The organism is Prevotella brunnea (genome assembly GCF_008016795.1).
GTDB lineage: Bacteria > Bacteroidota > Bacteroidia > Bacteroidales > Bacteroidaceae > Prevotella > Prevotella brunnea.
This window is the reverse complement of sequence record NZ_SDIK01000051.1, coordinates 21,316-31,456: the sequence shown is the minus strand read 5'-3', so window position 1 is coordinate 31,456 and position 10,141 is coordinate 21,316. Positions and strand designations below refer to the sequence as shown.

At 39.9% G+C, this 10,141-nt stretch carries 11 protein-coding genes; 1 reads left to right on the top strand and 10 read right to left on the bottom strand.

The genetic code is table 11. From position 1 onward, the window contains the following. From ETF27_RS06695 to ETF27_RS06675, 5 genes are all read right to left on the bottom strand, one after another. On the bottom strand, positions 1-292 hold a 292-nt coding region (locus tag ETF27_RS06695; RefSeq protein WP_147785616.1), incomplete at its 3' end, for a relaxase/mobilization nuclease domain-containing protein. Beyond that, entirely contained in the window at positions 289-636 is a 348-nt protein-coding gene (locus tag ETF27_RS06690) for a plasmid mobilization protein (RefSeq protein ID WP_130829665.1), read from the bottom strand. The genes ETF27_RS06690 and ETF27_RS06695, both read right to left, overlap by 4 nt. A gap of 101 nt (positions 637-737) precedes the next feature. Further along, on the bottom strand, positions 738-1,628 hold the full coding sequence (locus ETF27_RS06685; protein WP_130829664.1) for a toprim domain-containing protein: 891 nt from the start codon (positions 1,626-1,628) through the stop codon (positions 738-740). A gap of 195 nt (positions 1,629-1,823) precedes the next feature. Further along, a complete protein-coding gene (locus ETF27_RS06680) occupies positions 1,824-2,858 on the bottom strand; it encodes an AAA family ATPase (RefSeq protein WP_130829663.1) in 1,035 nt (344 codons plus the stop codon). Then, complete coding sequence (locus ETF27_RS06675) at positions 2,855-3,166, bottom strand: DUF3853 family protein (protein ID WP_130829662.1); 312 nt, start codon at positions 3,164-3,166, stop codon at positions 2,855-2,857. Before ETF27_RS06675 ends, ETF27_RS06680 begins: the two co-directional genes overlap by 4 nt. Positions 3,167-3,623: 457 nt before the next feature. Between ETF27_RS06675 and ETF27_RS06670 the strand changes: the two genes are divergently transcribed. After that, complete coding sequence (locus ETF27_RS06670; RefSeq protein WP_130829661.1) at positions 3,624-3,857, top strand: hypothetical protein; 234 nt, start codon at positions 3,624-3,626, stop codon at positions 3,855-3,857. A gap of 22 nt (positions 3,858-3,879) precedes the next feature. Here ETF27_RS06670 and ETF27_RS06665 read toward each other — a convergent pair whose 3' ends face one another. The 5 genes from ETF27_RS06665 to ETF27_RS06645 all read right to left on the bottom strand — a co-directional run bounded on the left by ETF27_RS06665 (position 3,880) and on the right by ETF27_RS06645 (position 10,140). Further along, positions 3,880-4,785 carry an IS982 family transposase gene (locus tag ETF27_RS06665; protein ID WP_130829660.1) on the bottom strand — a complete coding sequence of 302 codons (906 nt, stop codon included), beginning with the start codon at positions 4,783-4,785 and terminating at the stop codon, positions 3,880-3,882. Between the two features lie 119 nt (positions 4,786-4,904). Then, complete coding sequence (locus tag ETF27_RS06660; RefSeq protein WP_130829659.1) at positions 4,905-5,969, bottom strand: hypothetical protein; 1,065 nt, start codon at positions 5,967-5,969, stop codon at positions 4,905-4,907. A 26-nt stretch (positions 5,970-5,995) separates the two neighbouring features. Then, positions 5,996-6,931, bottom strand: coding sequence for a DUF3883 domain-containing protein (locus tag ETF27_RS06655; protein WP_130829658.1), 936 nt, complete (start codon positions 6,929-6,931; stop codon positions 5,996-5,998). Next, positions 6,906-8,861 (bottom strand): DEAD/DEAH box helicase, encoded by a 1,956-nt coding sequence (locus ETF27_RS06650; protein WP_130829657.1) that lies wholly within the window; start codon positions 8,859-8,861, stop codon positions 6,906-6,908. The genes ETF27_RS06655 and ETF27_RS06650 overlap by 26 nt, the downstream gene beginning before the upstream one ends. After that, positions 8,854-10,140: a hypothetical protein gene (locus ETF27_RS06645; protein WP_130829656.1), complete on the bottom strand. Its 1,287-nt coding sequence runs from the start codon at positions 10,138-10,140 to the stop codon at positions 8,854-8,856. Before ETF27_RS06645 ends, ETF27_RS06650 begins: the two co-directional genes overlap by 8 nt. Position 10,141 lies beyond the last annotated feature (1 nt).

The window sequence follows — 10,141 nt, the reverse complement described above, 5'->3', positions numbered from 1 at the left end:
AGTAAATTTCTACTGAGCCCATTTTATGGAGATATTCGTTGGCTATCTTCACCATTGTTGCATCTGTCAGTCGTTCTGAATCATGTGCTGAGAATGAGAGTATGGTATGACAAACTGGTTTTTGTACATTCGGACGCATAGAGGCTTGCAAGTTGAAGTCGTGTGCAATGTCATTTGGTAAAGAACTGCGTACGTCATTAGCTTGTAAAACCTTGACTTGACCTTCGCATTTGCTGAGCATATAATTGACAACTCCACTGAAGTTTGTTCCTTTAATAATCTTGGCTATCATGGTTTCAATCGTTTCATGAGTTCGTGAGTAAGTTGTTTCAGTGCGTTCAAATCTTCATTGAGGGTAGAAATGTCAAAGGCATTGAGCCGATGGGCTATCTGATTGAGATTATTTGCCATACCCGAGACTGTGCGGATGAGTTGCATTTCTTCTGGTTTGATGTGTGCCTTAACCTCGGCTTTTGTAATGAGCCGACGTAAAAACTCAGTACGAGTGATAGAGGCTTCTCGTGCTTTACCCAGCAAAGTGTAGTACTCCATTGTATTAAGCCGAAGAAGCACTTGGTATTTCCGTTTCTCTGATAAAGTCTTGATGGGTCGCCCACCTTTATTCTTCTGTTCCATATTCTTGTTTTTTGATGAGACCAACGGGTTTTCACTTCCCAATGGTGGGAGCAAGTAGGTTTTGAGATACTCAAAACACAAACTTGCTTCCCAAACACACGCTATCTTCTAATACCACGCTTAGTTGTCGGTAATAACACCTGTTTCTCATTGATTTTGGATTGAGCAACGAGCCATTCGTTGAGGTCTTTGTGCTCTGGGTAACGTGTAGCGCCATCAACGATTTGCGGAAAGATTTGCTTCAAAACGGCAAAAGATTTACGTCCGGCATCATCATTATCCAGAAAACCTTCTACTTCTTGATAACCCATTATTTGCTCTTGAATGCGTGGCAAAAGTGCCAAAGAGTTGAGAACAATGGCATCGCTCATTGAAGATGGATTGAGTGTTTTCCATGAAAGAAAGTCCATAAAACCCTCAAATATTTGCAAGCGACCAGCACCTCTTTTAATCGTCGTAACAGCCTTCGGTGCGACACATCCTTTGAAATACATATTGCGGATTTCCCATCCCAAAGCATCGTTTGCAAATCCAATGGCATAGTATGTCCGTTTCATGTTTTGGAATAGAACTTCCGAGCAGTAGGAATTGGCTACGGTAAGGGGAATGGCACGCGCTGTGAGATAGCGAAGCAAATTAGGATTGGAAAGCGGTTGTGCTGAGAGGATTTCCAACTTGCGCTCAGAGAATTTTCTCTTACCTCCAAAAGAAAATTCTTGATGCGCTACTTGTTTTGTCCCGCAAAGATGCTGGATGGCTTCGCTGATAGAACAACGATGCAAAGCACATACAAGGTCTATGATGTCGCCATGCTCGCCCGAACCAAAGTCATACCATTGGTTGCGCTCTGTGTTTACTTTGAATGATGGTGTACTTTCGTTGCGCAGCAGAGAGTAGTACCAATAGTTAATGCCATGTACTCGTGCTGGCACATAGCCCTGTTGTTGCAAATAATCTGTGATAGAAATTTGCTTGATGTGTTGTATTTCCATTGTGATGTTGTTTTAAGTTGAAATGAATTTGCCCCAACCTTTTTCTTTTGGAGGTTGGTTGATTCTTGTTTGGTCGGACGGTCGTACACTATAGGCACCCATTTGCGACCGACCAAACTTATTTCTATTTGGTCGGATTGGTTCAGGTATATATAGCCTGCGTCCGACCGACCAAAGGTTTTAGGGTTGATTATCTCAGTTGAGCCGATATTTCCCTCGCTCTTCCTTTATTAGCATACCTTTATTGAGCAGAAACTGCAAGAGTTCTTTGAGTTTGGTTTGCCCATAAGATTGCCCTACGACCTCAGCATAAGCCTTTTTGAGTGCTGCAATGAGTTCGCCATAGGGCAAGACTTCACGCAAAGAAAAGGCTTGTGTCAATGCTTTACGATGTCCGGTGTCGCTTAGGTCGTGGTATGAATGGCGGTGGGGCTTGCAGTCTGCGTCCGTGTAGGAAGTATCGATTTCGGGAACGCACACCTCATCTTCAACCTCCTTGAGCCGAAAGGCAAACTTTTCAAAAGGTTTGGAGCGGATGATGGAGGGTGCAACGATGCTTCGGTCGGGCAGCGTGTTGTCTTTCGTGATTTGCAAGACTGTCTCTGCCTTGTTGTTGAGTTCCGTGCCGATATGCCCTCGCGCGTTGTCATCGCCTTTGTTGAGGTGAAGCACGGTTTGAATATGGATATTCTGCTCGCTCGTCCACTGCATCAGGTCGCCTACAAGTTTAGTCGCCTCCGTTGAGTTGTTGATGTCGAGCATCAAATCTCGAATGCCGTCAATGACCACCAAGCCCACGTTGGGTGCATGGTAGATGGCGTAGCGGATTATTTCTCTGCGCTCATTTGGGTCGGCAATGGCTCTGAGGTGGCTGAACTTCAAATACTCTGGCTCTCTATCAATCGGCAGTCCTGCCAATCGCAGAATGCGTTGCATCACGAGTTGGCAATGATAAGGGCTTTGCTCAGTGTCAAAGTAGAGGATAGTGCGCTTGCTCTCGGGAAATGATGCCCGATACTCCAGAACTTGCCCATTGACAAGAGCTGCTGCAACGATGGCACTCACATTGAAAGTTTTCTTTGCTTTGGCTTTACCTGTTGACACACTGAAGTTGCCCAATGTGCCAATTATGGCTTCACCTGCTTGCAGTACAACTGGAGGAAGCGCAAACTCGTCCGTAACATGGATAAGCGATGCTTGCCAAATGTTTTCATAATCAGTCGTGTTCATCCTCGTCCTCCTGTCTTTCGTCCTGCCAATTCCAGCGCAAGGTCGGCATCCACAATAATCTTGCGACCTACTTGCGTAATGGCACGATTGATTTTGCCACTCTGTTTGATACGATTAGCTGTGGGCAGACTGCACCCAAAGAGGCATGCAATGCCAGCCAAGCCGTACACATATCGCTTTTCTTCTTTGGAGGAAGAAGCCTTTGTTGATTCCCTGCTCGTGGATATATTACCGTGTTGTGCAAGGAAAAGTAATTCTTCACCAGTCATCTGCCAAACAGGCTTGTCCAGTAATTCGTTTATCGTCATAATCCAATTGTTTTGAAATGAAAATTCGTCCTTGCGCATAGGGCTTTCAGTCAGCTCTGACGATACAAAAGTAGAGGGCTTTTAATGTTCTACCAAGTGAAAGGGATATGGCGGGAAATATAAGAGAAAATAGGGAAATCAGAGACTATCAAAAACACTTAAACCATACTCATAAAGTGAACAATATCGGGCAAAATACCGTTTATAAGTAATCATTATGATTGTTTTAGTGATTTTCTCTTACACGTACATTAGATTCTGAACAGGTGTAGATCTATAAAAATATTGAGAGGAAATCGTGTCTAATTTTTCACCAAGGGTAGCAACCTAACTTTGTGAAGGGAAAATAAGCCTCTGTTCGCTAAATTCAATCTCTCATTTACTTCCAGCAAACACTCTCCCTCGTAAGAATAATCTTTGACTCCGTGTCATCACCACGACCAAAGCTGCACGGTCAATGTCCCAGACCAAGCACGAATACCAGCAACCGCCAACCACAGTGCGAGGTCGATTACACATACCGCTTCAAGCCTACGGCAACACACTCCCTCCTCCCTCGGGCATAAAGACAATGGGCGGTAGCCTACCACTGGGCGAAAATGTCCTCCAAAGCGAGGCGACTACCGATAAAAAGAAAGCAGACCTTGGTGCCGCACTGGGCGGATCCAAAGTCTGCTTGATTATGTATTAAAATTAACGTGAGTTCGACGAATTCAGAACAGAGCAAGTTGTGTATCAATAGTCCTTTGTACATTGATGCACGGCTTCTTTGGAAACAAACAATAGGCAGCAATAGCACCTAATAAGTTGACGATGAAATTGTCAAAGCATCTATGACTGGAGTGCTCCACCTGCGCAATATTCTTAAGCTCGTCATTCACACTTTCTATAATGGCTCTTTTTCTGAGTAAGAGCCTGGCAGAAACACTCATCAAAGCTCCTTTCATGTTACTTTTCAATTTGGCAATAAGTTGTATTCCATCCACAAACAGTCTTTGGAAGAGATTCTTGCCGATGTACCCCTTGTCGCTGACCAGCTTGCCATATATGAAATCTACAAAAGCTTTGTATTCCAAAGGCTTACGGTCATCAATATCTCCCGGTGTTATCATAAAATTGATAAGCTCTCCTTTCTCATTACAAATCAAATGTAATTTGAAACCGAAGAACCAACCCATGGAGCATTTTCCTCTTTGGGCTATACCTTTGAAAACCTTGTGAATATGTATTCTTTGGTTCTTGCAGACACGTAGTGGTGTGCTATCAACGAAGCTTATGCCCGTACATTTGCCCAACAGAACCTTCTTGATAAACAAGGTTAAGGGTACGGCTACCTCCCTTTCCAATTCTACTATACGGTTGTATGAGACAACTTTAGGAAACAAATGACGCAGATGCTTACATACTTTTTCAATATAGAAATGTTTAAAGCAACGATAACCAGAGTCGTGAAAAAGAATCATTATTAGCATGACTTCTGCCTTTGACATCGTGGAATTACGCTGATAGTTTCTTTTTCCGGTAGGTTTTAGCGTATATTTTGCCGTCATTGCATCAAAAAACTTGCAGAAATCATCTGCCATACAAAATATTTCAGTAACTTTGTCCTCGGTGATCATAGCGATTTTTGTTTGTAATTGTTTGTAAATCAATACTATAAAGTTACAACAATTTTCGCTAATCACCAAATTTACAGACACTTATAATTCATCGAACTCACGTTAAAATTATGTCTATTTTAGTTTTGTATTGAAGTCAACCTTCCATTTTCAAAATAGAGATAACTTCCATAGCCATAGACCCATTGCTCATGAACTCCCCAAGATCCAGATGTTTTATTGATGTCAGAGGGCTTTCCCCATGATTCTTCACACATTTTCTTCGTAAAGCCAATTTTTACCTTTCCTTGAATTATGAGTGTGCCATTAGCTTTACCATATTTTGTAATCATTGATTTTTCCCAATTAGCCTTTTTCTTTGATTCGGCTAAATACTCATTATACGGAATAAAATTCTTTAAATACGTACTACAAAACACATCTTTTATATCGTTCGATGTGAGTATATAGCCTAGCATTGCTTTGTCATCAGCTTCTATGAAAGTTAAATCAACAATTTCCCAAACATGGTTTTGGGGGATGCTTTGAAGTGGTTTTCCATCTGATAGGTTATAAACAATATAATCACCTCCCAATGAACGGTTTGATGTGTATTGATTCACATACTTTTTCCCCTTCATTGTTTCTCGCAATTTTTCAAAATAGCCTAATATTATAAACTTATGTATGTTTATAAGTTCATCTCTTTTTGTGAGAACATCATTGTTATACTCATCATTTACAAAACCAACATCCAAATAATTTCTACCTGGGTATTTTTCGTTACTGACTATCAGATAAAAATGTTTTGTACGATACGTTCCTCTATCATCAGACTGAATAGAGTCCGCTCCTATAATGTCAAATACTTCATTATTAAAAGTACCAAATTTTGATTCATATATTGTAAATCCAGTATCTGGTGATATAACAGCTTCGTTACAATATCCGCGAGAATTTGGTTTCCGTGAATATATAGTTGGACCGTTATCCAACCCTATTGAAGACCTACCCATTTCTGGTAAGATTTGTATCTTTTGTCCAATGAGAGACGGAAGGTTGTTTCGTGTTATATTGGTAAGGCTATCATAAGGAAGGATAACCCGCTCTTCGTCTGCTTGTGAAACAATCTTATAAGACTGTATTTGAGCGAAATTGCACAATGCTATGGCACAAAGTGCAAGTGAAAGAATGTACTTTTTCATATCTCTTGAATTTATAAGTTTTACAATCAACATTTCTTTTCTTCAACCAAATATGAATCAACAGAGAAACTCCACTTACCTTGCATGAATACTTCTTGATAAGGGTCTTGAATCATAGTTGGCACATAATCTTCTTCATTAATTTTATTGTAGTCTACCAAGTAAATATAATAATCGTGTTTTCTCAGTTTAGCTGAGTCTATTTCATTCTTAGACCAATGAAAATGGTTATTACCCTCAAAGGTCTTTACTTCAATGTATCTGCGTTGAGTGGAGGATTCGCTATGGAATGATATAATATCATAACCTGCAGAAACATCGATTTCTGAAATCTGTTTAATTTTTTTCTTCTGTTGTTCGGTATATGGGCAACGTTTCCTTTCAAAATCCAATACAAACAGTTCGCCCTCTTCACCCATGAGTCTTTCATGCTCGAGTTTTTCCATAAGCTGACTCAGGGACATGGTACGCTTGTGTTTTATCGCCTTTTTGAAAATCTGTTCGTATTCATTGCTAATAATGAATTTCAATCCATCTGTTTTGACAGCTCCAAAACTTACGAGAAGATTTCTAAACACAGCAGATTCTAATCTGAATGCCCTCCGAGGAATATAAAATAAATCTTCTTGTTCGTCATACGTAACTTGTGCGTCATCGAATAAGCCATTTTTACTAAGCACATTAAAGCAATGAGAACAAAGTTCCCTAATAAACACATCTTCATGGATTGCGTGATAAGTTAAGGACTTGGATACACATAAATCACCCTCAACATTTAATAAGTCAAGTTCTTGTAATGCTAAAATTCCACATGGAAAAACAAGGTCTATTCCTTCAACAAAAGAACATGCGGCTTTTACTGACGACAAACTTACATTGTTTCCCGTCAGTAATTTTCTACAAAGGAATAGAATTCCATTTTTGTCCCCGATGGAACTATATCTTTTTAGCTCTTGCCTCATAGTCGCGTAGAATAGCTTTTACATCATCTATGCCTCCAGATTCTAAAACGTTATCAAAAAGAGGTATAGGCATACTCTCCATTATATCGTTTAGTCGTTGCTCTTTCTCTGCAAGTCGTTTGTTAATGGTTTCATCTATCGTATCTTTAGATATAAGATAGTAATACTTTGTATTAACGTCTGGTTTCAAGCCATAACGGTGTATTCTATCTTTAGATTGTATAAAGTGAGCTGCATTAAATGACCTTTCAATATATATCGCATTATGACATTTCTTGTGCAGAGATATTGATTCTGCAACAGCAAATGGATTTGCAAGAATTACTCTGAATGAAGAATCGTCGCGATTAAACTCACGGACAATAGATTCACGAGTCAGACTATTCATTTCATCTGATCCATCGCTTGCTTCCACAGGAGTTGCCCCATAAAGCATTCGAGAAGCTATACCTCGTTCTTTTAGGTATTCACTCATTCTTTCAATATTGCGAATAAAAGAAGCCCAAATGACAACTTTACCACCAGCTTTAACTATTTCTTCTGCAATATCGGCTGCTTTGATGAATTTGTTTGGAACTTCAGAAGATACAAACTGCTTAATGCCAGCAATAAAATCGCTATCTTCTTCTGATTCTGCAATATCCTCACCAACATCATCAATATCAGTCAATTTAGAATTTAGCAATTCTGGATTGGTAGCGACTTGCATCAAGCGAATAAACTTCGCTTTTCTAACTTTTTTAAGGAAAGGAGACATATCTTCATCAATCTCGGCCATGAACTTATTTTCTATTGCATTATAGATTGATTTCTGAGAGTCTGACATTTCCACTTCAATTTCCTCAAAAAAAGCAGGCGGAATGTTTAGGTCACTTTTGCGCACACGAATAAAGAATGGTGCGATTTTATTTATTAAATCGTCCACTCGTTCATCTTCAGATGAATGACTCATGTTTACGAGTTGTGGAACATTGTATGTTAACACATCTCTATCCGGCCAAATGAAATGAAAGAGATTATACAAATCTTCATACCCATTTGGAGCCGGAGTTCCTGTAAGTACAACACGTGAAGCGGCTTTTGAAGCCAATTCCATTGTAGATGCAGCCATAATACCACCGTGGGTGTTTTTGATTTTATGTGCTTCATCTAATACGACCATCGCTTTATGTTGCGATAGGAAAAAAAGCAAATCATCCTTGATTGAGATAATTGATTGGTATGACGTAAGAGTGATGTCTGCATGGGACATTCCATGTAGATACAATGATTTCTCTTTCGTAGTCATACCACCAATAAGACGCATCGATGTTGGTTCTGTACCAAAGCACTCTTTATATTCAATTTCCCATGGGCCGAATGAACTTAAAGGACCAATAATAACGATACGATTTACGTGTTTAGGGTCGTCTTTAGGGAGATTATGGAGATAAGCATAGGCTCCATAAACCACACTTGTTTTTCCGGCACCAGGTACAGAAAAATTACAAGCGTTTTGAGCGAATGCCATATGGTATGCCGATAACATTTGTAATTTATACAGCTGTCGATTCGGCATATTTTTTATAAGAGACTCTTCAAAACGCTTGAATTCATCAATCTGGGGATGATTATCTCTGATGTTTCGTGCTTGCTGGGAGAACTCTTCAAACAGAGACTCTTGTGTTCGGAAATTTTGCATTTCACGGTTGATACCTTCTCCGAACGAAATATCACAGTTAATGTATTTAGCAAGAACCTTGATATGGTTCATGGTTACATTGACATTCTCTGTAATTTCAACTTGTATGTGGTCTCCACAATCTGAAAATTTCAGATTAGAACGCATATAGAGCTTTGCCATTCGATTGCGGCGAATTTTATCTGCACCCTCACGAATGACAATGCTGTTGCCTTGAGACTCTATTTGAAGAACTCCTGTATTATTCATCTATTCTGCTTCTAAGTTCGTCTGCTTGTTGAATGAGATTTTGTAAGCCTTCCAAAATTTCAACCTGATACTTCTTAATACTGCTTGCCTGAGGATCAATGGAGCCCAATGAAGCAATGGCACCCAAAGCTTTTTTTACGAGAAGCATAGGCTCTTTGGCACGAAGTTGACTATCAATGTCGTCTTGTGCCGCATTGAAGTTATCTTCCATTTGCTGCTTAACGTGTTTGCGCCATTCCTGGTCACGAGCTTGCATACATGGAATAATGTCATCGCCTGTTGCGTTCTGTATGTATTCATCAACGCTTTTCTCTTCATAACTTGCAACAGCTTCGTTATGCTTGTCAAGGAAATTTTCCCATCGAGTCTTTGTACCGAAAACACTCGAAGAGGCCTGACCAGGCTTACGGAATAAATCGCGAATATCATTTTGAGCTAACCCCAATCTTATATAGTCAAAAGAAACAGCTTTTAGGTTGTTGACATCTTCTGGTGTGAAGCTCCACATATTAGCGACTCCAGCACTATACTGTTTAAGGGCAATGTTCAGTTTCTGGAAAGAGTCCTCGTGTCCTTCTGCCATTGTATAAATGCCGTCATACTCATAGAAGCTAAGATACTCATCCATCAAGGAAAGAATTTCGAGGTTTGTGTCAATATCTTTCTTCTTTATCCCCATGAAATTTGCAATCTCATCTCTCGTAAAACCAGCATCCTCTAAGTCTTTGCATTTAAGGTATTTTTCAATAGGGTTATAATCTACTTTCTCGTCTTCTCCCATCTGGAAGGATGTTTCGAGTTGGAGAATGTCTTTCTTTGTCGCATTCTCTGGTAGAATTACTGCTCTAAAGAATTTGCATCTATTCTTTTCCTCTTGCGTAGCTCTCGCGTCACTAAGGATTCTGTTCATCAAAGATACTCTTCGATTACCATCAACGATGACACCATCTGAAGTTACGATACCGAATTTAAGTTGACCTACTTGTCGAAGGCTTCCCATCGTCTTTTCGTTCTTGTCTGCTTTAGATTGCCACAAGAATTTTTCGATGAGTGCAGCATCGTCTGTAAGCTCTGGATTAAGTTTGTGGTTCTGTTTCTCATAAGATTTAACCACACTACCGATACGACCATTATACTGATTGTAGATGAGACATTCCATAGGAATCTCCCATACATCAAAAGATTTTCGCTCTCCTCGATAGAGAAGAGGATAACCTTGTGCAAACGGCACTTTCTTTTGAATTTGCTTCAGCAATTCAATTCTTTGACTACGTTCCATA